The organism is Nocardioides sp. J9, assembly GCF_007829375.1.
Lineage (GTDB): Bacteria > Actinomycetota > Actinomycetes > Propionibacteriales > Nocardioidaceae > Nocardioides.
On the sequence record NZ_VLJQ01000117.1, the window covers coordinates 1,184 to 21,940 of the forward strand.

Sequence of the window (20,757 nt, forward strand, 5' to 3'; positions counted from 1 at the left end):
AGCCGGCGGTCGCCGACGACGACGTGGCAGGTGTCGAGGTCGATCGCACTGGCGGGCGTGCCGCTGAGCAGCTCGACGTCGTGCTCGTCGTACCAGCCCTCGTCGTGGACGTACGCCGACGACGGCTCCTCCTTGCCGAGCAGGACGCCCTTGGAGAGCGGCGGTCGCTCGTACGGTCGGTGCGGCTCGGCGGCGACGACGACGATGTCGCCGCTGTGGCCCCGGGTGCGCAGCTCCTCGGTCGCCTTCGCAGCGGCGAGGCCGCCGCCGATGATCACGATGTTCATGGCCGGCTCCTGGTCAGCTCGAGGAATTCGGCCCGGCTGCGCGGGTCGTCGCGCAGCAGGCCGAAGAGGGTGGACGTGGTCGTGCGGGTGCCCGGGGTGCGGGCGCCGCGCAGCGACATGCAGGTGTGCTCGGCCTGGATGACCACGCCGACCCCGCGCGGGGCGAGGACCTCCTGGAGGTGGTCGGCGACGGCCTTGGTCAGCCGTTCCTGCGTCTGGGGGCGGCGGGCGTGGAAGTCCACCATCCGCGCGAACTTCGACAGCCCGAGGATCCGCTCGCCCGGGAGGTAGCCGACGTGCGCCACCCCGACGAAGGGGAGGACGTGGTGCTCGCACAGCGACTGGACGGGGATGTCGCTGACGACCACGAGCTCGTCGTACTCCTCGTGGTTGGCGAAGGTGGTGAGGTCGAACTCGGGCCCGTGCGTCATCTCGATGAGCGCGTCGGCCATCCGTCGGGGCGTCTCGACCAGGTTCTCGTCCGCCAGGTCGAGCCCGAGGGTGGCCAGCAGGGTCACTGCCGCCGCGGTGACGGCCTCGCTGTCGACGTCGGGGACGGACCGGGCGACGCGGAGCCGCCGGTGGATCGGGCTGACGGACATCGCACGCCCACTTTCTTGTGCTAGCAGATGTTTGTTTTAGAATCCACCCGTGGACCTCGGAAAGCAAGCGGCCCGGGTGGGCGTCCTCGCCGACCCCACGCGGCGCGCCCTCTACCGCTACGTGTGCGGCCGGACCGAGCCGGTCGGACGCGACGAGGCCGCGTCCGCGGCCGGGGCGACCCGCGCGACCGCGAGCTTCCACCTCGACCGGCTCGTCGACGAGGGCCTGCTGGAGGTGGAGTACCGGCGGCTGACCGGGCGCACCGGACCCGGGGCCGGGCGGCCGAGCAAGCTCTACCGTCGTACGACGGAGGAGGTCGCGGTCTCCCTGCCGCCGCGCCGCTACGACCTCATGGGCGCGATCCTCGCCGCCGGCGTCGACCGGGCGCGTGCTGGTGAGCCGCTCGACGACGCCCTCCCGGCTGTGGCGTGGGCCGAGGGGAGTGAGCTCGCGGGGGCGGCCCCGGTGTCGCCGGACCTGCCGGGCCTGGCCGCGCTGCTGGAGGGCCTCGGCTTCGAGGCGACCCACGAGGACGACGTCGTGGCGCTCGCCAACTGCCCCTTCGACACCCTCGCGCAGCGGCACACCGAGCTGGTCTGCACGCTCAACCGGTCCTTCGTCCAGGGAGTCGTCGACGGCCTCGGCTGCGCCGACGCCCGGGCGTGCCTCGAGCCGGACCCGCCCGCCTGCTGCGTGAAGGTCAGGCGGGGCCGGGCCGAAGGCTCCGGCAAAGGGTGAGGTCTGCGGCCCGGGAGCCGGGGTACTGCCCGAGCACCCCACCACCCGGTGGGCGAGGGAAAGGAATCGCTATGGGCACGCTCTTGTGGATCGCCGCAGTCGTCCTGGTCATTGCCGGAATCGTCACCCTGATCCAGGGCAGCATCCTTCTCGGGATCGTGTTGATCGTCGTCGGTCTCCTGGTCGGCCCCGGAGGCGTCTCGATCTTCAACGGACGCAGCGGACGGACAGTCTGAGCCACTCAGGCTGACCGGCTCGGACCAGCCTGACCGCTGGCCTCATGCTCGAGCGGCGGCGTCCACGGCCTCGATGACCGGGACGTCGCCGCCGACGAGGTTCCACTGCCGGCCGACGGTGTCCTCGCGGTCCACCACGACCGCCAGCACCGCCGCCACGTCGGCGCGGGTGACCGGCCCGCGGGCCACCTCCGGTCCCAGCGCGACCCGGCCGGTGGCCGGGTCGTCCCTCAACGCCCCCGGCCTGATGATCGTCCAGTCCAGGCCGCTGTCCCGCAGCGCGGCGTCGGCGTCGCGCTTGGCCTCGACGTAGGCCGTCCAGACCTCCCCGGTGTCCGCCGGGACCGGGTCGTCCACGCCGATCGCGGAGACCTGCACGAAGCGGCGGATGCCCGTCGAGGTCGCCGCCTCGATCGACTTCAGCGACCCGCCGAGGTCCACCGTCCGCTTGCGCGCGGCGTTGCCGTCCGGCCCGCCGCCAGCGCTGAAGACGACGGCGTCGCAGCCGTCGAACGCCGCCGCGAACCGGTCGGCCCCAGCGTTCTCGATGTCGAGCAGCCGCACCTCCGCGCCGAGCGACTCCAGCTCGGGCCGCTGCTCCTCCTTGCGCACCAGGGCGACCGGGGTGTGGCCCCGCGCGACCAGGAGCGGGTGCAGCAGGCGGGCGATCTGACCGTGTCCTCCGACGATGGCGACGCGCATGTCCCCAACGTACGGGGCCGGTCCTGACCCGGCCACCGATCCTGCGTGACGGGCGCCACGGGCGAGTTCTCCTGAAAGCCTGCGTGTTGGTGAACCCTCTGCCAAGGTCACGAGGCATGTCGACGGATCCCGACCAGCTGCCCGAGCTGGACCAGAGGTCGCAGCGGGTGCTCGACGCCCTGCGCGAGCTGCAGCAGGAGACCGGTGGGGGCGTGGACCGGCAGGTGGTTGCAGCCCGGGCCGACCTGGACGACGAGGCGGTGTACTTCCTGCTCAAGGAGCTGCGCCAGGCGGGGTTGGTGGTCTCGAAGGGCCGCCCGCTGGTCTACAAGGTGACCGGCGACCCCCGCTCGGACGAGGCTGACGGTTGGCGTACCGGCCTCGGTCAGCACGGACGTCGCACGGACGACGCCGAGGTCGACCGGCGCGTCCTCGACGTCGTCGGCAAGAAGCCACAGGTCACGCTGCAGGAGCTGCGGGAGGTGGACGACCTCGTCGACCTCGCCGGCAGCCGGGTCTACGCCGCCATCCGGCGGTTGGAGGCCGACGGGAGGTTGCGGGGCACCGGCCGGCCGCGGAGGTACGCGCTCGCCGATGAGTCCACCGCGCCCTCGACGACGGTGGAGCCACTGGCGCTGCACCAGCCGGAGGTCCGGGGCTTCGAGAAGCAGGTCGCCGAACGACGGGCACAGGCCGGTGCCTGGTACGACGCGCGGAAGTGGCAGTACGAGGGCCTGCGGGTCGACGCCGAGGCGTGGCTGCGTCGGCTGCTGGACGACGAGGTCCGCGACCGCAAGGCGGCAGGCGACGACGTCGCGTTCGAGCAGGCAGTGGTCGACGCGCGGTTGAAGACCCGCGACAGCTTCGTCGCCAAGCTGGCCCGGCTGTGCGGGGCGGCCGGCAAGCGTTGCGTCAGGTGCAGGGCCGGGGAGACGGTCCACGGGCCGCACTTCTACTACGGCGACGAGGCGGGATCGATCGACAAGGTGTGCCGGGACGTCGAGGACCTCGTCGGCGTGCGCGTCACCGTCCCGTCCGAGCAGGAGCAGTCGGCGGCCGCCGACCTCATCGCCGCGGCAGGCCTGGAGCCCCGCCACGAGGAGATCGGCGGGGACAAGGAGGTGCCGGGCTATCGCGGAACCCACGTCACCACGCTGCTGCCGCACGCGCGCCAGGGTCTCGAGGGGATCCGGTTCGAGGTCCAGGTCCGCACGGTGTTCCAGGACGCCGCCGCGCGGATCGAGCACGCCCTGCTCTACAAGGGGAGCGAGGGCGAGCGACGCGACCTCGAGCCGTTCGAGAAGCGGCAGCTGCTCACCATCTTCGGCCAGATGGAGATGGCCGAGTCGATCTTCAACCAGATGCTCAACCGCTGAGCGCAGCGCCGACCGACGACGTCAGAGACGGAGAACAGACCTCGTGGACCAGCTCTGGGGCACCCTGACCATCCTGGCGGGAGCCGGCTTCCTCGCACTCCTCGTGCACGCCGTGCGGAGCAACCGCATCCCCGACCGCTGGATGTCCTGGCTCACCGTGGGCTGCGCGGTGCTCTGGATCCTGCTGCTCGTCACCGAGTGGCCCTTCGAGGCGATGACGGAGTACTGGCGCGACCACTCGATCATCGCCGGGACCGTCTCCTCCGTCCTCCTCGTCGCCGTCGGTTTCCTCGTCTACGAGCGGTCCGAGCAGCGCAAGCAGGACGAGATGCAGCTCGGCCTGTCCGGTGCGGGAGCGGGCGGCATCGTCGACCACATGGTCGACGTCGAGGTCGCCCTCGGGCTGCTGTCGGTGGGCAAGGCGCCGAACGAGGTGACGCCCCACTGGGAGGGCTGGGACGCCCCGGGCAAGCCGCTCAAGTGGCTGCGCAACGGGCGCCAGGAGATCCTCGCGTGGAACGCCCCGGGAGACGTCGTCGACCCGCGACGGGTGCCCGTCGACCCCGACCAGGACTGGGAGAGATGGGCGTCGGGCCTCGTCGACCAGGCGCTTCGCCGCGTCATTGCTGCGATGCGCGACTGGAGCCCGCTGATCGGCTCGTCGAAGAAGGGCATGCACGCCCTGCTGGCGCTCTCCGGCATCCGGCGCGACCTCATGGCGATCTACGACCTGCTCGACGGCGACCCGACGGAGAAGAGCAAGGTCAAGGCGTGGCGGAAGGTCGCCGACGTCCGCGCCCGGGTCCGCGTCCTCGCGCACTACTTCGAGAAGTGGAGCGGCGCTCCCCGGCTGCGGCCAGAAGTGCTCAAGGACGGCAAGCCGCTCACGACCATGGCCGGTGCGCCGCGCCTGTCCTACGGCCGCATCGACCGGGAGCTCGGCGACGAGCTCACGCGACGTGCCCGCAAGATGGGCTTCGAGGTCGCCGAGCGGCCGAGCGCGTGGCGCCGGCTGGTCAGGGCCTGACCGTCAGGGCCTGACCGTCAGCGTCTGGGCGACGGTGCCGAGCGGGCCGGCCTCGTCGTGGAACTTCGAGCTGGTCAGCCCGACGCCACCGGCGCCGTAGGACTGCGTGGTGTCGAGGCCGAGCCAGCCGTCGACGGGCTCTCGCAGGAAGTGTGCGGTGAGGTCGAGGTTCGGGAAGGCCGTGCCGGTCGGGTCGGTGCGCACGGCGATGCCGTTCGCCACGTCGACCAGGCCGGCGACCTGGGCCAGCCGGCTGACCGGCTCGTCGGCGACCAGCTCGTGCGGGGTGCGCACCCACGCGACGGACCGGCCGGGGCCCATCTCCTTGCGGCGCACCTCGATCGAGGCGATGAAGCCGCCGGGCCACAGCCCGGACATGTCCCACGGCTCCAGCTCGTCGGGGCCGGGGATCGACGGCAGGTCGGTCCCGGCCACCGCGGAGGTGTCGTACGGCTCGGTCAGCCAGGCCCGCATGATGACGACCGCACGCCCGGCGTACGACGCCGTGGCCTGCACCAGCTCGATCGTGCGTCCCGGGCGGAGCACCTCGACGGCGACGTCGATCGCCTCGTTCGGGACCGTGCCGAGGATGTCGTAGGACAACCGGCTCACCACCAGGTCGCTGCCGCGCCGCTGGTCGCGGTCGCGCTCGACCTCGTGCGCGAGCACGCCCAGGGCGGGCGCGATGTGCTGGGTCGCGAGGTCCCACGAGCCACCCACGTGCTCGGTCGGGGTGAAGGTGTGCGGTGCAGTCCGGTGCCAGTACGCCACCGGCTCATTGTCCCCGGCCGATCCCTGACCCCGTACCTCCGATCGGGGGCAGGGGGAGGATCATGTGGCCATGGCCACGTCGCTCGCCCTCGTCGTCGCCGCCACCTTCACCTGGCTGGGGATGGTGCTCGCGATCTCGTTCCTCGAGGCCCCGCTGAAGTTCCGGGCGCCGGACGTCACGCTCCGCGTCGGGCTCGGCATCGGCCGCCTCGTCTTCCGTGCGCTCAACGCCTGCGAGGCGGTGCTCGCCGTGCTCGTGGTCGTCGGCCTCGTCGCCGGCTCCCCGGCCACCGGCCCGGTGGTGGCGCTCGGCCTCGCCGTGGCGCTCCTCGTCGCGCAGGTCGCCCTCGTGCGCCCGGCGCTGACGAGGCGCACCGACGCCGTGCTCGCCGCGCCGGACGGCGTCGACGGCCCGGGCTCGCGCGCCCACCTCTGGTACGTCGGCGCGGAGGTCGCCAAGGTCGGCGCGCTCCTCACGGGAGGGATCTTGTTGCTTTCCGCCTGACGGGGGACTGCTGGTCATGCCCCTCGGACGCCTGCTCGCCCTGCTCGCCGCGTCGCTCGTCGCGATCCTGGTCGGACCGCTGCTCCCGGTGCCAGCCTCCGGCGCGGCGGAGCTGGCGCTCTCCGCGCCCGGGCAGTACGCCGACCGGGACACCACGCTCACGGTGTCCGGTGCTGCGCCCGGGGCTGACATCATCCTCGAGCGGTGGGACGGCAGCAGCTGGCGGCCGGAGGCGACCCTCGTCGCCGACGACGCCGGCACGGCGACCGCCCAGGTCGCGGTGCGCCGGCAGCCGTCCCGCAACCGGCTCCGGGCCACCTCGGGCGAGGCGACGGGGGAGTACCGGCTGCCGCTGCGCGCGATCGCGACCCGGACCCGGATCACCGGCCCGCGCAAGGTCGTGGACGAGACCGCGATCCGGCTCACGATCACCCGGCTCACCAGCGAGGGCACGCCGGTCCCCGGCAAGGTCGTCCTGCAACGCGTGCACAACCGCAAGTGGAAGGCGATCCGCAACCTGACGCTGCGCTCCGACGGAACGACGACCACGCGGATCGCCCCGCGCGGCGACACCCGGTGGCGGGTCGTCGCGCCCGCGCACCCGTGGGCGGCGCGCTCGGTCAGCCCGCGCCACGACGTCGACAACCTGCCGCCGGGCAAGCCGGTGTCGCTGCCCGGCCGGGCGCCGCGGCCGCGGGTGGGCCTGCCGCCGCAGGCCCGCGCCACCGGCGCCGGCCCCAATCCCGTGATCACCCGGATCCCCGACAAGGTGTGGCGGAACATGGTCGGGCGCAGCTGGCACCGCGGCTGCCCGGTCGGCCGCGCCGGCCTGCGCCTGCTGCGGATCAACTACTGGGACTTCACCGGCTACCGCCGGCGCGGAGAGCTCGTCGCCGCGGCATCGGTGATCCGGCAGATGTCCAACGCGCTCGCCGACATGTACCGCGCGAAGCTGCCGATCCGGTCGATGTACCGCGTCGACCGCTTCGGCTGGTCCGGGMAGCTCAACGGCGCCAACGACTACCGCTCGATGGCCGCCGACAACACCTCCGCCTTCAACTGCCGCTGGGTCGTCGGCCGACCGGGCGTGCGCAGCCCGCACAGCTACGGCCGCTCGCTCGACGTCAACCCGTGGGAGAACCCCTACCGCTCCAGCCACGGCTGGACGCCCAACGGGTGGTGGCCCTCGCGCTCCCACGGCCGGGTCGCCTGGCGCTCCCGGCAGCACCAGGTCGTGCGGATCATGAACGGCCGGGGCCTGCGCTGGACCTACGGCTACTCCGACCTGCACCACTTCGACGCCGTCCCGCGCGGCGGCCGGCTGGTCGTCGTACCCGGCTGCGGGGACGTGGTGTGCCACTGACGTCGGCGCCCGGTCCTAGCCTGAAGCCGTGACCGACTGCGTCTTCTGCTCGATCGTCGCCGGTGAGGGCGAGTCCGACCTCGTGCTCGACGAGCCGCACCTGGTGGCCTTCCTCGACCGCCGGCCGGTGTTCAAGGGGCACGTGCTGCTCGTCCCGCGCGAGCACCACGTGACCCTGCCGGACCTGCCGGCCGACCAGCGCGACGGCTTCCTCGCCGCCGCGCAGCGCCTCGCGACGGCGGTGGTCGACGGCCTCGGGGCGCAGGGCAGCTTCGTGGCGATGAACAACGTGGTGAGCCAGTCCGTGCCGCACCTGCACCTCCACGTCGTGCCCCGGACCAAGGGTGACGGGCTGCGCGGCTTCTTCTGGCCGCGCCGCACGTACGACGACGGGGAGTCCGCGGAGTACGCCGCCCGCCTGCGCGCGGCGCTGGGGTCGTAGGCTCTGCGCCGGACGTGAACCGAGCTGAGAGGTAGTCACATGGGTCGTTTCGACGGGCGGGTCGCCGTCATCACCGGAGCTGCGCGCGGGATCGGGTTCGGCACCGCCTCCCGTTTCGCCGAGGAGGGCGCGTCGATCGCGATCGTCGACCTCGACGAGGGCGCCGCGGCCGAGGCCGCTGCGAAGCTGCCGCTGGTCGAGGGCGCGAAGGCCGTCGGCATCGGCGCGAACGTCTCCGACGGCGCGTCGGTCGACGCCGCCATCGAGCGGGTCGTCAGCGAGCTGGGCGGGATCCACATCCTCGTCAACAACGCCGGCATCACCCGCGACAACCTCCTCTTCAAGATGACCGAGGAGGACTGGGACCTGGTCATGGGCGTGCACCTCAAGGGCGCGTTCCTGCTGTCCAAGGCTGCCCAGAAGCACTTCGTGGAACAGAAGTACGGCAAGATCGTGAACATCTCCAGCGTCTCGGCGCTGGGCAACCGCGGCCAGGCCAACTACTCGGCCGCGAAGATGGGCATCCAGGGCTTCACCCGCACCCTGGGCATCGAGCTCGGCCCCTTCGGCATCAACGTGAACGCCGTCGCCCCGGGCTTCATCGTCACCGAGATGACCGAGGCCACCGCGACGCGCCTGAAGATGGAGCCGGACGAGTTCTTCAAGCTCAACGCCGAGGCCAACCCGGTGCGCCGGATCGGCTACCCGGCCGACATCGCCGCCGCGGTCGCCTTCCTGGCCTCCGACGAGGCGTCGTACGTCACCGGCCAGACGCTCTACGTCGACGGTGGCATCTCGCTCGGCACCTGATCACCCGACCGCCTGGTCACCCGATCACGCAGCAAGGCAACGCATGGAGCCGCTCCCGCGACACGCGGGGGCGGCTCCGTCGTCCCCGGGGGTGCTGGTCCACACTGTTCGCGTGCGTGTGACGACTCTGCGATCTGCCCTGCCCGCCTCCCTGCTCGCGCTGAGCCTCGCGCTCGCGGGCTGTGGCGGTGACGACGACCCGTCCGAGCCGAAGAGCACGCCGAGCCCCACCGAGAGCCAGGCGCCCGACGAGCCGGCCACGTGGCCGCTCACCGGCGTCGAGGCGAAGGAGGGCGAGTCGGTCGAGCTCGACCACCCGGTCATCGTCGCCAAGATCGACAACTCCTCCTCCAGCGCCCCGCAGGTCGGCCTGGGCAAGGCCGACCTCGTCGTCGAGGAGCTGGTGGAGGGCGGGATCACCCGCCTCGCGGCGTTCTTCTACTCGAAGCTGCCCGGCGACGTCGGCCCGGTCCGATCGATGCGCGCCAGCGACATCGGCATCGTCAAGCCGGTCGACGGCGTGATCGCGACCAGCGGCGCCGCCGGCGTCACGATCAGCCGGATCAACAAGCACAAGATCACGTTCTTCCAGGAGGGCGGTCCCGGCTTCTACCGCAACAGCGGGCGCCGAGCGCCGTACAACCTCTTCACCGACCTCGAGAAGCTCGCCAGGGAGACCGAGGACGGCGAGGTCGAGCGGCCCGCCGACTACCTGCCGTGGGGGACCGCCGAGGACCTGCCGGCCGGCCAGCCCGCCCGGAAGCTTTCGGCAGGCTTCGGCAGCCACACCACGAGCTGGACCTTCCGCAACGGCTCCTGGACCAACGACAACTCGTTCGCCGCCGAGGGCGACCGGTTCAAGCCGGACACCGTGCTCGTGCTGCGCGTCGAGGTCGTCGACGCCGGCTACACCGACCCCGCCGGCAACTTCGTTCCCGAGAGCCGCTTCAAGGGTGGCGGCATCGCGCAGGTCTTCCACGGCGGCAAGGTCTACGAGGGCGAGTGGAAGAAGGACAAGGTCAGCTCACCGCTGACCCTGTCCGCCGCGGACGGCAGCGAGCTCAAGGTCCCGGCCGGCAAGGTCTGGGTCGAGCTGGTGCCGGTCGACGGCGCCGGCGGCTCGGTCGTCATCGGCAAGTGAGCAACACCCGCCGCCGCTGACCCACGACAGCCCGACCGGCCGGTCCCCGAGGGGGCCGGCCGGTTCGTCGTCTCAGGGGGCTTCGTCGGCCTCGGGCTGGACGGCGCCGCGCCCGAGCAGCTCGGTCACGTCGCGGCCCTGCTCCACGAGGCTCTGCACGCCGGCGAGCAGGAAAGCGATCGCGCCCTCGACCCGGTCCGCCGCGGCCTCCGGGTCGTCGGCGGTCGCGACCGACTCGCCGGCCGAGGACATCGCCCCGAAGAAGATCCGGGAGAAGGTCTGCAGCATCGGCTCGTCGAGCTCCCACCGGCCGGCCTCGAGCGTGGAGCGGACGATCTCGACGATGTTGGCGTACGTCGAGCGCTCCTCCTGCTCGCGGTAGCGCTCGTAGCCGAGCACGGCCGGGCCGTCCTGGATCACGATGCGGCGGTAGCGCTGCTCCTGGACCACCTCGAGGAACGAGCGGAGGCCGGCGATCGCCTTCTCCCACGGGTCCCGCTCGGCGCGCAGCGCCTTCTGGATGCGCTTCGCCGACTCCTGCTCGACCCGCTCGAAGACGGCCTCGAAGAGCGCCTGCTTGCCGGAGAAGTGGTGGTAGAGCGCGCCCTTGGTCACCCGGGCGCCGGCGACGATCGTGTCGAGCGAGGTGGCGGCGTACCCCTTCTCCGCGAAGAGGTCCTCCGCGACGTCGACCAGGGCCCGCTTCGTGCTGGCGGAGTACGCCGCCCTGCGGGTCGCGCCGGCGACGCCGGGGACCTTGGGGACGAGCTTCGAGACGGACGCCTTGGGCACCGGCCCAGCATAGGGAACCGCTGCCGTGCACCGTGACAGCGGTCACCCGCGGAGGTGGGCGGGATCACGGCCGCAGCACGTATGACATACCGCCGGTCTGCGTAATACTCAGAGTACGTACCAGCGGTATGTCAGGTACCCCCAGTACTCCCTCCGCCCGCCTGGCAACCGCCGAGAAAGATCGAGGAGCTGACCATGACCTGGACGGCCTACCACAACCGGGGCGAGACCCTTCGCGCCGTGATCACTGCGTCGTCCCAGCGTCGCGACGGCGTCCTGCCGACGGACGTCGAAGGCGTCGCTGAGACCTTCCACGACGAGCTCGACCTGCTCGGTGCCCTCGTCCTCAAGTGGCACACCCGCCTGGCCGGCAACATCGAGCAGATGCTGGCCCACCAGCCCACCGACCTCGACGAGGCCGTCGCGGTCGCCTGGAGCAACACCGCGCACGAGCTCCCCGGCGTGCGGATGATCATCGACCACTACCGCGCCGAGCCCGTCGACGACGCGATGGCCCGGGCGATGGCCAAGGCCGCCGCCAAGGAGCACTACCTGCTCGCCGTGATGGCCGGCCGGGCGAGCCTGCTCAGCGAGCAGGCCGCCCTGCGTGCGGGTGCCGCGATCGAGGAGCGCGCCCGCGAGCTGCACCGGACCCTGCCGCCGGTCGACCCGGCGGAGGCCTACGAGGAGCCGCAGGTCCGCGGCACCCTCCTCGAGCGGCTGCGGGCGGTCCTCGCCGCCTGACCGCCGCACCCACCGGACCCGACCCCGGCACCGACGCGACCCTCCCACTCACGCGTCGGGCCGGGGTCGCACCGGTTCACCCGCCGGGTGGCGGGTGGGATGATGAGGTCATGTCGAGCGCGACCGGTCACGGCACGGGGGACATCGCCGTCGGGAGCCTGCTCCTGGCCAGTCCCGCCCTGCTGGACCCGAACTTCGTCGACACCGTCGTCCTCCTCCTCGAGGTCAACGACGAGGGGGCGCTCGGCGTCGTGCTCAACCGGCCCTCCGCCCTGCCGGTCTCCGAGGTGCTGGGGGAGTGGGGCGACGTGGTCGACGAGCCCGAGGTGCTCTTCCAGGGCGGCCCGGTCTCCACGGACGGCGCCCTCGCGGTCGCCCTCGCCTCGCCCGACGGCCTCGATGCCGCGGGGTTCAAGCCGATGTGGGGCCGGCTCGGCCTGCTCGACCTCGACACCCCGCGCGAGCTCGTCGACGGCACGGTCGACCGGTTGCGCATCTTCGCCGGGTACGCCGGCTGGGGGCCCGGCCAGCTGCAGGCCGAGGTGGCGGAGGGGGCCTGGTACGTCGTCCCGGGCAGCGTCGAGGACGTCTTCGGGGGCGAGGCTCCCGACCTGCGGCGCCAGGTGCTGCGGCGCCAGCCCGGTGACCTCGCCTTCCACGCCACGCGCCCCGCGGATCCCGAGCTCAACTGAGCGGGGCCTAGGATGAACCGGTGACCACGATCGGCTTCTCGACAGAAACGGATGTCCGCGAGGACCGCCGTACCGTCCCGACCGACGAGGGCGACCACGAGCGTTTCTCGCACTACGTCGACAAGGACAAGCTGACCGAGGCGATGGTCATGGGCACCCCCGTCGTGGCCCTGTGCGGCAAGGTCTGGGTGCCGAGCCGTGCGCCCGAGAAGTTCCCGGTCTGCCCCGAGTGCAAGGAGATCTGGGAAGGCATGGGCGACGACGAAGGGGCCGGTCCGGAGGCATGACGTCGCTCGGTCCGGCATGGCCGGAGCGGGCAGCCTGGGGCACGGCGCCGTCGCTGCGTGCCTGGCAGTCTGCCGCGCTCCAGGACTACCTCACCCGCAACCCCCGTGACTTCCTCACCGTCGCGACGCCCGGCGCAGGCAAGACGACCTTCGCGCTGACCGTCGCCAGCGAGCTGCTCGGCCGTCGCGTGGTCGACCGGCTGGTGATCGTCGCGCCCACCGAGCACCTCAAGCAGCAGTGGGCCGAGGCGGCCGCCCGGGCGGGGATCCCGGTCGACCCGACGTACTCCGCCGGGGCGGGCAAGATCTCCAGCGACTACGTCGGCGTCGCGGTGACCTACGCCGGGGTCGGCGTGAACCCGCTCGCGATGCGCATCCGCACCGAGCGCTTCCGCACCCTGGTGATCCTCGACGAGATCCACCACGCCGGCGACTCGCTCAGCTGGGGCGAGGGCGTGCGCGAGGCCTTCGAGCCCGCGGCCCGGCGCCTGGCCCTGACCGGGACGCCCTTCCGGTCCGACATCAACCCGATCCCGTTCGTCACCTACGCGCCCGGCGAGGACGGCGTGCCGACCTCGGTCGCCGACTTCACCTACGGCTACGCCGACGCCCTCAAGGACCACGTCGTCCGCCCGGTCCTCTTCCTCGCCTACTCGGGGCAGATGAGCTGGCGCACCCGCGCCGGCGACGAGGTCGCCGCGTCGCTGGGCGAGCCGCTCACCAAGGACATGACCTCGCAGGCGCTGCGCACCGCGCTCGACCCGAACGGGTCGTGGATCCCGTCGGTGCTCGCCGCCGCGGACAAGCGACTCTCGGAGGTGCGCCGCCACGTCCCGGATGCCGGCGGGCTGGTCATCGCCACCGACCAGGACAGCGCCCGCGCGTACGCGAAGATCCTCAAGCAGATCACCGGCGAGTCGGCCACCGTCGTGCTCTCCGACGAGAAGGCGTCGTCGAAGAAGATCTCCGCCTTCAGCGCCGACACCAGCCGCTGGATGGTCGCGGTGCGCATGGTGTCCGAGGGCGTCGACGTGCCCCGGCTCGCCGTCGGCGTGTGGGCCACCACGACCTCGACCCCGCTCTTCTTCGCCCAGGCCGTCGGCCGCTTCGTGCGCGCCCGGACCCGCGGTGAGATCGCGTCGGTGTTCTTGCCGTCGGTCCCGAGCCTGCTCGGCTTCGCGGCCGAGCTGGAGGCGCAGCGCGACCACGTGCTCAAGCGCAAGGTCAGCAACGACGGCGACATCTTCTCCGCCGAAGAGGACCTGATGAACCAGGCCAACGCCGGCGACGCGGCCTCCGACGAGCTCGAGGCCGTCCCGTTCGAGGCGCTCGGGTCCGAGGCCCGCTTCGACCACGCCCTGTACGACGGCGCGCAGTTCGGCCACGAGGGCGAGGTCCACGTCGGGTCGGAGGAGGAGATGGACTTCCTCGGCATCCCGGGCCTGCTGGAGCCGGACCAGATGCGCAGCCTGCTGCGCCAGCGTCAGGAGGAGCGACGCAAGACCCGGAAGGTTGCCGAGGTCGAGGAGAAGCGCCCGGCGGACTCGCTCACCGACGTCGCGACCCACGAGCACCTCGCGCTGCTCCGGCGCGAGCTGAACAGCCTGGTCGCGTCCTGGCACCACCGGACCGGCCAGGCGCACGGCATCACCCACGCCGCCCTGCGCCGCGAGTGCGGGGGTCCGGCAGCCGCGGTAGCGAACGCCGAGCAGCTGCAGAAGCGCATCGACCGGATCCGCGAGTGGGCGGTGCGCAAGACCTCCTGAGCCGCGCCAGGATGTGGAGAGGCATCGCAAAGGATGCCTGGCCGCCGGACACTTAGGTTAGGCTGACCTTTCGTGACCACCGCTCTCGAAGGACGCGACCTCGTCCTGGGCTACCAGCGGACGACCGTCGTGCACGGCGTCTCCGTGCGCCTCGAGCCCGGCGTCGTCACCGCGCTCATCGGCCCCAACGGCAGCGGCAAGTCGACCGTGCTCCGCTCGCTCGCCCGCCTGCACCGCATCGACGCGGGCTCGGTGCACGTCGACGACCAGGACGCCGCGCCGTTGAGCGCGAAGGAGTTCGCCCGCCGGGTGACCCTGCTGTCGCAGTCGCGCCCGCACCCGTCGGGCCTCGGGGTGCGCGACGTCGTGGCCTTCGGCCGCCACCCGCACCGCGGCCGCTTCGCGGGCGTCAGCGACGCCGACCGTGCGGCGATCGACCACGCGATGGCCGTCACCGGCGTCGTCGACATGGCCGACCGGCCGGTCGACCAGCTCTCCGGCGGCGAGCTCCAGCGGGTCTGGCTCGCGACCTGCCTCGCCCAGGACACCGGCGTGGTGCTGCTCGACGAGCCGACCAACCACCTCGACCTGCGCTACCAGGTGGAGACCCTCGACCTCGTCCGCGACCTCGCGGACGACCACGGGACGGCACTCGGCGTCGTCCTGCACGACCTGAACCACGCCGCCACCGTGGCGGACCGGATCGTGCTGCTGCACCAGGGCACGGTCCGCGCTGCCGGCGCACCTGCCGACGTACTGACCGCGGAGCACCTCTCCGAGGTCTACGGACTGCCCATCCGCTGCTTCGTCGACCCGGAGACGGGCGCGGTGCGGGTGGAGGCCCAGGGCAGGCACCACCACCGGCGCCGCTGAGCGCCATCACCAGTGAGGAACCCGATGAAGACACGACCGCTGGCCGCTGCACTGGCCCTGCCGCTCGGCCTGTTCCTGGCCGCCTGTGGCACGACCGACACCGGCTCCGACGACGCGGCCCCCCAGGCGAACGACTCCGTCGACTGCGCCGCCGACGAGACGACCACCTCGACGGACCCGGTCTCGCTGACCGACAGCTACGGCCGCAAGGTCGAGCTCGACAAGCCCGCCGAGCGCGTCGCCGTGCTCGAGTGGCAGCAGGTCGAGGACGTGCTCACCCTGTGCCTGACCCCCGTCGCGGTGGCGGACGTCGAGGGCTACGGCACCTGGAACACCGCCGAGGAGCTCCCGGCCGAGGGCGTCACCGACGTGGGCACCCGCGGTGAGCCGAACCTGGAGACGCTCTTCGGCACCAACCCCGACCTGGTCGTCGTCGAGGCCTACACGGCCGAGGACGAGATCATCAAGCAGCTCGAGAAGTACGACGTCCCGGTGCTCGCCACCAAGGGTGCGGACGCGAAGGACCCGGTCGCCAACATGATCTCGACCTTCGAGCTCATCGCGCAGGCCACCGGCCGCGAGGAGCGCGCCGAGGTCGTCGTCGACGACTTCAACGCCTCGCTGGAGGCAGCCAGGGAGGAGGTCGGCACGGTCGAGGAGAAGAAGTTCGTCTACTTCGACGGCTGGATCCAGGGTGGCAACGTGTCGATCCGCCCGTTCGGCCAGGGCTCGCTGATGGGTGAGCTGGGCGAGGAGCTCGGCCTCGAGAACGCCTGGACCGGCGAGGTCGACCCGGCCTACGGCCTGGGCCAGACCGACATCGAGGGCATGAGCGAGCTCGGCGACGCCACCTTCTTCTACACCGGCACCGTCGACCCCGCCGGCGACGTCAATGCCGCACTCGCGAAGAACGCCGTCTGGAAGAAGATCCCCGCCGTCGCCGAGGGCCGCTCGCACGCGTTCCCGACCGGCATCTGGACCTTCGGCGGTCCCCGCTCGGCCCAGCAGGTCATCGACGCGTACGTCGACCTCCTGACCAAGTGACCCGATGACGATCGAGCAGCAGCGGCACGTCGCACCGGACCGGCCCGCGGCCACCCCGCGGCTCGGGGCCGGTGGCGTCCTCAGCGCCTCCGGGGTGCTGCTGCTGCTCGTCGTCGTGCTGCTCGCCGTCTCCGGCTGGCACCTCACCCAGGGCACCTCCGCCATCGGCGGCGGCGACATCTGGCGCTGGCTGCTGGGTGAGCGCTCGAGCGGCGCCGGTGCGGACGCCGGCGACGTGCTGCTCGGTTCCCGCGTGCCCCGGCTCGCGGCCGGCATCGCCGTCGGCTTCGCGCTCGGCGTGGCGGGCGCGCTCCTCCAGAGCCTGGCGCGCAACGCCCTCGCCTCGCCCGACACCCTCGCGGTGACCGGCGGCGCCTACCTCGCCGTCACCGTGGTGGCGGCCCTGGGCCTGTCCGTCCCGATCTGGGCGTCCGGCCTCACCGCCTTCGTCGGCGGCCTGCTCGCCGCCGCGCTCGTGCTCGGGCTCGCCGGCGGGGCGGGCACGTCGACCACCCGGCTCGTGCTGGCCGGCTCGGCCGTCGCGCTCGCGCTCCAGGCTGCCACCTCGACGCTGCTGATCCTCTTCGAGGAGGAGACGACCAGCCTGTTCGCGTGGGGGAGCGGTTCGCTGAGCCAGCTCGGCCTGCGCGCCTTCCAGCAGGCGGCACCGGTCGTCGTGGTCGCCACCGTGGCCGCGCTGCTCCTCGCTCGCCGGCTCGACCTGCTCGGTCTCGGCGCCGACAGCGCCGCCGTCCTGGGCGTGCCCGTGCGAAGCACTCGCGCGCTGGGCACGATCCTCGCGGTGCTGCTGACCGCGGCATCGGTGACCCTCGCCGGGCCGATCGGCTTCGTCGGCCTCTTCGCGCCGGTGATCGTCCGCCTCTGCGGACGGTTCGTCCCCGCGCTGCACCGGCACGCCGTGCTGCTCCCGGCCGCCGGGCTCACCGGTGCGACGGTGGTCGTGCTCGCCGACGTGGCCATCCGCGGCCTGCTCGGGGCGAAGGCCGCGATCTCCATCCCGACCGGTATCACCACCACGCTGGTCGGCGCGACGATCATGATCCTGCTCGCCCGCCGCCAGCGCGACGCCGGACCCGCGCGCCAGCCGGCCGCCGCCCGGGTCGGCGTGGGCAGCCGGCTGCGGTTCACCCTCGTCCTCGTCGTGGCCGCCGTCGGCGCGGCGGGCGTCGTCCTCCTCGGCCTGCTCGGCGGGGACACCTGGTTGCGGGTCGGGGACCTCTCGCTGTGGCTGCGCGGCGAGTCCGCCCCGCTCATCGACTTCGCGCTGGACGAGCGCGCGCCGCGGGTCGCGGCCGCCGTCCTCGCCGGTGCAGCGCTGGCGCTGGCCGGGTCCATGGTGCAGGCCACCTGCCGCAACCCGCTCGCCGAGCCCGGCATCCTCGGCATCACCGGTGGTGCCGGTGTCGGTGCGGTCGTCGTGGTCACCGGCGCCGGCGTCACCCAGGCCGCCAGCACCACGTCGATTCTCGTCGGCGCCACCGTCGGTGCCCTGGTCGCCTTCGCCCTCGTCTACGGCCTCGCGTGGCGCGGCGGGCTCAACGCCGACCGACTCGTGCTGATCGGCATCGGCACCTGGTACGGCTCGGCCGCGCTCACGACGTTCATGCTGGTCCGGTCGAACCCCTGGGACACGCCCCGGATCTACACCTGGATGTCCGGTACGACGTACGGCCGGACCTTCGAGCAGGTGCTGCCCGTCGCGGTCATGCTCGCCCTGGCGCTCCCGCTGGCCTGGCTGGTGCGCCGCGAGCTCGACCTGCTCGCCCTCGACGAGGACACGCCCCGCCTGGTCGGCGTGCGGCTCGAGGCGGTCCGCCTCGTCGTCCTGCTGACGGCGGCGCTGCTGGCAGCGATGAGCGTGTCCGCCGTGGGTGTCGTCGGATTCGTCGGCCTGGTGGCGCCGCACATGGCCCGCGCTCTCGTCGGCGGCCGGCACGCGCGGTCGGTCCCGGTCGCGGTGCTCGTCGGCGCCGTGCTGCTCGGCGTCGCCGACGTCATCGGCCGCACCGTGATCGCACCCGCCCAGGTCCCGGCCGGGCTGGTCGTCGCGCTGATCGGCGCGCCGTACTTCGTCTACCTGCTGGCGCGCTCGCGCGCCTAGGCCGGGTCGCCGCTCCTGCCGGTCGCCGGTCGCGCGCCCGGGCCGGGGCGGCTGCCGACCTCGCGTGGCTCGTCGATGCGGTGGCCGGCGGCGCAGTGGACCTCGACGTGCACCGGGGCGTCGCAGCCGTCGCGGTGCACGAAGGTGATCGGCGGTCCGTCGGGGTCGGCGAGGTGGCGGTCGCCCCACTGGGTGATCGCCAGCAGGATCGGCTGGAGCTCCAGACCCATCGCGGTGAGCCGGTACTCGTGCCGCGTCCGCGCACCCTCCTGGCGGTAGGGCACCCGCTGGAGCAGGCCGTGCTCGACGAGCGTCGCGAGCCGGGCCGACAGCACCTGGCGGGGGATCCCGGAGTGGCGCCGGATGTCGTCGAAGCGACGCACGCCGAGGAAGACCTCGCGCAGCACGACCACGGTCCAGCGCTCGCCGAGGATCGCCATCGCCCGGCCCAGCGTGCAGTTCTCGACCGACCAGGCGAGGGCGGCCGGCTCGCTCACGGTGCTCGCGGTGCTCACCCCGCCAGCATAGGAGGATCTGGGTCTCGTTGACAGACCCAGCATCGGGTGGTGTCATGGACACCATGACTGAGTCCGTGATCAAGACCCAGGTAGACCCGGCCGGGCTCGACGGCTTCGAGCAGCTCCGGGCGATGCGCGACGGCCACCTGCCGCCCGCGCCGATCGCGGACACGCTGGGCTTCGCCGGCTTCGACGTCCCCGAGCGCGGCACGGCGGTCTTCGAGCTCGACCCGGAGCCCCGTCACTACAACCCGATCGGCAGCGTGCACGGCGGCGTCCACGCGACCCTGCTCGACTCGGCCTGCGGCTGCGCCGTGCACTCCACGCTCGCAGTGGGGGAGGCCTACACCTCCCTCGACCTCACCGTGAAGTTCCTCAAGGCCGTGACCGTCGACTCCGGTCGGCTGCGCGCCGTCGGCACCGTCATCCAGCGCGGGCGACGCACCGCGCTCGCCGAGGCGAAGCTGTACGACGGCCAGGACCGCCTCGTCGCCTACGCGTCGAGCTCCTGCCTGATCATGGGCTGACCCGGCTCACGGGCTGTCGCGGCGCGCGCCTCCCCGGCGGCTCAGGCCAGGTCGCCGAGCGCCTCCGCCTCGGCCTCCGCGGGGGAGTGCGGAGCGGGCGCGCCGTGCAGGGCCCGCGTCACCGTGCGCGCCCCGAGGAGCATCGCCACGACGCCCACCGCGACGGCGACCGTCCCGAACCAGAACGGCGCGGCAGCCCCCTGGTGCTCGGCGAGCTTGAGGGCGACGTACGGGCCCACGGCGCCGCCGGTGAAGCGGACGAACGAGTAGGCCGACGACGCGACCGGGCGCTCGACCGGCGCTGCGCCCATCACGGCCTCGGTGACCAGGGTGTTGACCACGCCGAGGAAGGCGCCGGCCACGACGATCCCGACGACCACCAGGCTGGCAGTGTCGGCTGCCACCGCGATGAAGGCCAGGTCGAGGGCGAAGAGCACCAGTGCGGCGACGAGCGCGGGGACCGTGCCGAGGCGGCGCTGCAGCCACGGGGCGGCCCCGACCGAGGTGAAGGCGAGCATCAGGCCCCAGCCGAAGAAGACCCAGCCGATCTCCATGATCCCGGCGTCCGGGAGTGCGAACGGGCCGGCCGCCAGCAGGGAGAAGAAGCCGAGGTTGTAGCAGACGGCGACGACGGCGATGACGGCGAGCGCCGGGTGGCGCAGTGCGCGGAAGGGGTCGGCCAGCGTCGTACGACGACCGGCCGGCGGTGTCGCCGGCAGGAAGAACGTCGTCGCGACCAGCGCGACGCTCATCAGCACCGAGACGCCGAAGAACGGGCCCCGCCACGACTGCTCGCCGAGCAGTCCGCCCACCAGGGGGCCGGACGCGATGCCGAGGCCGAGTGCTGCCTCGAACAGGATGATGGCCCGGGCCAGCGAGCCCGTCGACGCGCTCACGATCGTCGAGAGGGCCGTGGCGATGAACAGGGCGTTGCCCAGGCCCCAGCCGGCGCGGAAGCCGATCACGGCCCCGACCGACCCCGACGCGCCCGCGAGGCCGGCGAAGACGATGATGAGCACGAGCCCGACCAGCAGCGTGCGCTTCGCGCCGATGCGGGTAGAGACGACCCCGGTCACGAGCATTGCCACGCCCATCACCGCCATGTAGCTGGTGAACAGCAGCGACACCTGGCTCGGGGTCGCGTCCAGCTGGGCCGCGATCTCCTTGAGGATCGGGTCGACGAGGCCGATGCCCATGAACGCGATCACGCAGGCGAAGGCGACCGCCCAGACGGCGCGCGGCTGGCGGAGGAACGATCCCTCCCGTTCGGCGCTGGCGGTGGTGCTGCGAGGGGGGGGTGGTCACGAAGTTCCTTCCCGAGGGAGGTCGAGGACGGCCTTCAGCACCGCCACGGCGGTGGCGAGGTCGTGGGTGGTGAGGTCGGGGTGGTG

Annotated in this window: 24 protein-coding genes; 17 read left to right on the forward strand and 7 right to left on the reverse strand. The window is 72.7% G+C overall.

All coding sequences use genetic code 11. The features are described from left to right. The coding region (locus tag L615_RS24455) for an FAD-dependent oxidoreductase (RefSeq protein ID WP_261376778.1) at window positions 1-287 on the reverse strand (287 nt) is incomplete at its 3' end. Continuing rightward, window positions 284-889 carry a GTP cyclohydrolase I FolE gene (folE, locus tag L615_RS19880; protein WP_145726233.1) on the reverse strand — a complete coding sequence of 202 codons (606 nt, stop codon included), beginning with the start codon at window positions 887-889 and terminating at the stop codon, window positions 284-286. The genes L615_RS24455 and folE, both read right to left, overlap by 4 nt. A gap of 49 nt (window positions 890-938) precedes the next feature. On the opposite strand from folE, the gene L615_RS19885 reads away from it, so the two are divergent. Both L615_RS19885 and L615_RS23555 read left to right on the forward strand, forming a co-directional pair. Next, complete coding sequence (locus L615_RS19885) at window positions 939-1,628, forward strand: metalloregulator ArsR/SmtB family transcription factor (RefSeq protein WP_145726234.1); 690 nt, start codon at window positions 939-941, stop codon at window positions 1,626-1,628. 71 nt (window positions 1,629-1,699) lie between these two features. Then, window positions 1,700-1,864, forward strand: a complete 165-nt coding sequence (locus tag L615_RS23555) for a GPGG-motif small membrane protein (RefSeq protein WP_186449949.1) — start codon at window positions 1,700-1,702, stop codon at window positions 1,862-1,864. Between the two features lie 42 nt (window positions 1,865-1,906). Here the strand turns inward: L615_RS23555 and L615_RS19890 are convergent, their stop codons facing one another. Beyond that, complete coding sequence (locus tag L615_RS19890; RefSeq protein WP_028656084.1) at window positions 1,907-2,566, reverse strand: SDR family oxidoreductase; 660 nt, start codon at window positions 2,564-2,566, stop codon at window positions 1,907-1,909. 116 nt (window positions 2,567-2,682) lie between these two features. Between L615_RS19890 and L615_RS19895 the strand changes: the two genes are divergently transcribed. Next, the gene (locus L615_RS19895) at window positions 2,683-3,942 is read left to right on the forward strand and encodes a hypothetical protein (protein ID WP_145726235.1); all 1,260 of its coding nucleotides are present in this window, start codon (window positions 2,683-2,685) and stop codon (window positions 3,940-3,942) included. Window positions 3,943-3,985: 43 nt separating this feature from the next. Continuing rightward, the gene (locus tag L615_RS19900; protein WP_028656082.1) at window positions 3,986-4,969 is read left to right on the forward strand and encodes a hypothetical protein; all 984 of its coding nucleotides are present in this window, start codon (window positions 3,986-3,988) and stop codon (window positions 4,967-4,969) included. 3 nt (window positions 4,970-4,972) lie between these two features. Here the strand turns inward: L615_RS19900 and L615_RS19905 are convergent, their stop codons facing one another. Next, a complete protein-coding gene (locus tag L615_RS19905; RefSeq protein WP_028656081.1) occupies window positions 4,973-5,740 on the reverse strand; it encodes a thioesterase family protein in 768 nt (255 codons plus the stop codon). Window positions 5,741-5,810: 70 nt separating this feature from the next. On the opposite strand from L615_RS19905, the gene L615_RS19910 reads away from it, so the two are divergent. From L615_RS19910 to L615_RS19930, 5 genes are all read left to right on the forward strand, one after another. After that, on the forward strand, window positions 5,811-6,245 hold the full coding sequence (locus L615_RS19910; RefSeq protein ID WP_028656080.1) for a hypothetical protein: 435 nt from the start codon (window positions 5,811-5,813) through the stop codon (window positions 6,243-6,245). A 16-nt stretch (window positions 6,246-6,261) separates the two neighbouring features. Beyond that, window positions 6,262-7,608: a M15 family metallopeptidase gene (locus tag L615_RS19915; protein WP_145726236.1), complete on the forward strand. Its 1,347-nt coding sequence runs from the start codon at window positions 6,262-6,264 to the stop codon at window positions 7,606-7,608. A gap of 28 nt (window positions 7,609-7,636) precedes the next feature. Continuing rightward, window positions 7,637-8,050: an HIT family protein gene (locus L615_RS19920; protein ID WP_145726237.1), complete on the forward strand. Its 414-nt coding sequence runs from the start codon at window positions 7,637-7,639 to the stop codon at window positions 8,048-8,050. Window positions 8,051-8,089: 39 nt separating this feature from the next. Next, window positions 8,090-8,860 (forward strand): SDR family NAD(P)-dependent oxidoreductase, encoded by a 771-nt coding sequence (locus tag L615_RS19925; protein WP_028656078.1) that lies wholly within the window; start codon window positions 8,090-8,092, stop codon window positions 8,858-8,860. 112 nt (window positions 8,861-8,972) lie between these two features. Beyond that, complete coding sequence (locus L615_RS19930; RefSeq protein ID WP_186449950.1) at window positions 8,973-10,001, forward strand: DUF3048 domain-containing protein; 1,029 nt, start codon at window positions 8,973-8,975, stop codon at window positions 9,999-10,001. Between the two features lie 72 nt (window positions 10,002-10,073). On the opposite strand, the gene L615_RS19935 is transcribed toward L615_RS19930, so the two are convergent. Then, entirely contained in the window at window positions 10,074-10,793 is a 720-nt protein-coding gene (locus L615_RS19935) for a TetR/AcrR family transcriptional regulator (protein ID WP_051485873.1), read from the reverse strand. A 195-nt stretch (window positions 10,794-10,988) separates the two neighbouring features. Here L615_RS19935 and L615_RS19940 point away from each other — a divergent pair, with 195 nt between their 5' ends. The 7 genes from L615_RS19940 to L615_RS19970 all read left to right on the forward strand — a co-directional run bounded on the left by L615_RS19940 (window position 10,989) and on the right by L615_RS19970 (window position 18,321). Further along, window positions 10,989-11,537 (forward strand): hypothetical protein, encoded by a 549-nt coding sequence (locus L615_RS19940; protein WP_145726239.1) that lies wholly within the window; start codon window positions 10,989-10,991, stop codon window positions 11,535-11,537. A 110-nt stretch (window positions 11,538-11,647) separates the two neighbouring features. Next, the gene (locus L615_RS19945) at window positions 11,648-12,229 is read left to right on the forward strand and encodes a YqgE/AlgH family protein (protein ID WP_145726240.1); all 582 of its coding nucleotides are present in this window, start codon (window positions 11,648-11,650) and stop codon (window positions 12,227-12,229) included. 29 nt (window positions 12,230-12,258) lie between these two features. Next, entirely contained in the window at window positions 12,259-12,516 is a 258-nt protein-coding gene (locus tag L615_RS19950) for a DUF3039 domain-containing protein (protein WP_036518117.1), read from the forward strand. Beyond that, window positions 12,513-14,282 (forward strand): DEAD/DEAH box helicase, encoded by a 1,770-nt coding sequence (locus tag L615_RS19955; RefSeq protein ID WP_145726241.1) that lies wholly within the window; start codon window positions 12,513-12,515, stop codon window positions 14,280-14,282. Before L615_RS19950 ends, L615_RS19955 begins: the two co-directional genes overlap by 4 nt. 72 nt (window positions 14,283-14,354) lie before the next feature. Next, on the forward strand, window positions 14,355-15,155 hold the full coding sequence (locus L615_RS19960) for an ABC transporter ATP-binding protein (RefSeq protein WP_028656072.1): 801 nt from the start codon (window positions 14,355-14,357) through the stop codon (window positions 15,153-15,155). Between the two features lie 24 nt (window positions 15,156-15,179). Then, window positions 15,180-16,199 carry an iron-siderophore ABC transporter substrate-binding protein gene (locus tag L615_RS19965; protein ID WP_036518095.1) on the forward strand — a complete coding sequence of 340 codons (1,020 nt, stop codon included), beginning with the start codon at window positions 15,180-15,182 and terminating at the stop codon, window positions 16,197-16,199. Window positions 16,200-16,203: 4 nt separating this feature from the next. Continuing rightward, entirely contained in the window at window positions 16,204-18,321 is a 2,118-nt protein-coding gene (locus L615_RS19970; RefSeq protein WP_145726242.1) for an iron ABC transporter permease, read from the forward strand. Here the strand turns inward: L615_RS19970 and L615_RS19975 are convergent. After that, window positions 18,318-18,836, reverse strand: a complete 519-nt coding sequence (locus L615_RS19975) for a helix-turn-helix domain-containing protein (protein WP_261376779.1) — start codon at window positions 18,834-18,836, stop codon at window positions 18,318-18,320. The genes L615_RS19970 and L615_RS19975 overlap by 4 nt on opposite strands. A 65-nt stretch (window positions 18,837-18,901) precedes the next feature. Here L615_RS19975 and L615_RS19980 point away from each other — a divergent pair, with 65 nt between their 5' ends. Further along, entirely contained in the window at window positions 18,902-19,366 is a 465-nt protein-coding gene (locus L615_RS19980) for a PaaI family thioesterase (RefSeq protein ID WP_222430633.1), read from the forward strand. A 41-nt stretch (window positions 19,367-19,407) separates the two neighbouring features. On the opposite strand, the gene L615_RS19985 is transcribed toward L615_RS19980, so the two are convergent. Beyond that, window positions 19,408-20,574 (reverse strand): MFS transporter, encoded by a 1,167-nt coding sequence (locus L615_RS19985; RefSeq protein WP_261376780.1) that lies wholly within the window; start codon window positions 20,572-20,574, stop codon window positions 19,408-19,410. Between the last annotated feature and the right edge of the window lie 183 nt (window positions 20,575-20,757).

Coding starts and splice junctions, on each gene's coding strand:
- folE (WP_145726233.1), bottom strand. CDS start 889: ATGTCCGTCAGCCCGATCCACCGGCGGCTCCGCGTCGCCCGGTCCGTC.
- L615_RS19965 (WP_036518095.1), top strand. CDS start 15,180: ATGAAGACACGACCGCTGGCCGCTGCACTGGCCCTGCCGCTCGGCCTG.
- L615_RS19895 (WP_145726235.1), top strand. CDS start 2,683: ATGTCGACGGATCCCGACCAGCTGCCCGAGCTGGACCAGAGGTCGCAG.
- L615_RS19945 (WP_145726240.1), top strand. CDS start 11,648: ATGTCGAGCGCGACCGGTCACGGCACGGGGGACATCGCCGTCGGGAGC.
- L615_RS19980 (WP_222430633.1), top strand. CDS start 18,902: ATGACTGAGTCCGTGATCAAGACCCAGGTAGACCCGGCCGGGCTCGAC.
- L615_RS19925 (WP_028656078.1), top strand. CDS start 8,090: ATGGGTCGTTTCGACGGGCGGGTCGCCGTCATCACCGGAGCTGCGCGC.
- L615_RS19940 (WP_145726239.1), top strand. CDS start 10,989: ATGACCTGGACGGCCTACCACAACCGGGGCGAGACCCTTCGCGCCGTG.
- L615_RS19890 (WP_028656084.1), bottom strand. CDS start 2,566: ATGCGCGTCGCCATCGTCGGAGGACACGGTCAGATCGCCCGCCTGCTG.
- L615_RS23555 (WP_186449949.1), top strand. CDS start 1,700: ATGGGCACGCTCTTGTGGATCGCCGCAGTCGTCCTGGTCATTGCCGGA.
- L615_RS19955 (WP_145726241.1), top strand. CDS start 12,513: ATGACGTCGCTCGGTCCGGCATGGCCGGAGCGGGCAGCCTGGGGCACG.
- L615_RS19970 (WP_145726242.1), top strand. CDS start 16,204: ATGACGATCGAGCAGCAGCGGCACGTCGCACCGGACCGGCCCGCGGCC.
- L615_RS19910 (WP_028656080.1), top strand. CDS start 5,811: ATGGCCACGTCGCTCGCCCTCGTCGTCGCCGCCACCTTCACCTGGCTG.